The 1,360-nt window shown below is 77.1% G+C and carries 1 pseudogene; it reads right to left on the bottom strand.

The features are described 5' to 3' along the window. Positions 1-1,344: pseudogene (locus IH13_RS0130915) on the bottom strand (BTAD domain-containing putative transcriptional regulator); the annotation flags it as partial. Positions 1,345-1,360 lie beyond the last annotated feature (16 nt).

The raw sequence follows: 1,360 nt of genomic DNA on the forward strand, positions 1-1,360 counted from the left end.
GTGCCGCAGCACCGCCAGCCGCATCCCGCTCACCGCCACCGCCACCGGCAGCGCCCCGCAGGCCCGTACGATGCGCAGCGCCGCGGCCCGGTCCGTCCGCAGCCGGTCCGCGCCGATCAGCCTCCCGAGCAGGTCCAGCGCCTCGGCCTCGTCCGGTGCGGACAGGGCGATCCGGTGCACGGGCGCCAGCCCGGCCAGGAGCCCGCGCGCCGTCAGCAGCACCGAGGAGCGACCCGACCGGGGCAGCAGCCCGCGCACCGCCGCCTCGTCCGCGACGTCGTCCAGGACGACCAGGGCCCGGTGCCGGGACAGCCAGTCCTGCCAGGCGTCCTCCGCCTCCGCCGCGTCGGGCCGGCCCGAGGTCCCCGCGCCGCACAGCCGTACCAACTCCTCCAGCATGTCGGTCCGGACGCGTGGCGTGCCGTCCTGGCGCCGGGCCCGGACGTGTACCCGCCCGTCGGGGAACTCCTTGGCCAGCAGGTGCGCCGCCCGTACCGCCAGCGCCGACTTGCCCACCCCGGCCGGGCCGGTCACGACCACCACACCGCCGTCCGGGGCGCCCGCCACCGGGAGCAGCCGGGCCAGTTCGGCGTCGCGGCCGGTGAAGGTGCGGAGGTCCGCGGGGAGTGACACGTCCCGTGCGGCCGGGCGGGCTCCGGCCGGGCGCGGGGTGGCACCCCGGCCGAGGAGCCGGCCGTAGAGGGCGGCCAGCGCCGGGCTGGGCTCAAGACCCAGCTCCCGGGCGAGCAACTGCCGGTAGTCGTCGTACACCTCCAGCGCCTCCGCCTGACGGCCGGATTGGTGCAGGGAGTTCATCCAGGCCGCCCGCAGCCGCTCCCGCAGCGGGTGGCGCTCCACCAGGTCCCGCAGCCCGTCCACCGCGACGGCCGCCCGTCCCGTCTCGATCTCGGCCTCCGCCCAGTCCTCGTAGACGGTCAGGCAGCGGGCCTCCAGCCGCTCCGCCTCCTGGGCCACCACGGCCGAGTCCCGCAGGTCATGCAGGGGCGGGCGCTCACCCCAGAGGTCCAGCGCCTCCCGCAGCAGCCGGGCCGCGGTGCGCAGGTCGCCCCGTTCACCGGCGGCCCGGCCCGCCCGGGCCAGTGAGCGGAACCGCAGGGTGTCCAGCTCGCCCTCCTCGATCCGCAGCCGGTACCCGCCGCAGCCGTGCACCACCCGGTCCCGGTCGCCCCCGTCCACGGCGCCGAAGAGGGTCCGGGCGGCGCTGACGTAGACCTGGAGGTTCTTGCGCGCGGTCCGGGGCGGCTCCTCCGGCCACACCACGTCGGTCAGCACGTCGACGGGGACCGGGGAGTTGGGCCGGGACAGCAGGGTGGCCAGGACGAGACCTGTCTCTTATACA

Source organism: Streptomyces sp. NRRL WC-3549, from assembly GCF_000721935.1.
In the GTDB taxonomy this organism is placed as follows: domain Bacteria; phylum Actinomycetota; class Actinomycetes; order Streptomycetales; family Streptomycetaceae; genus Streptomyces.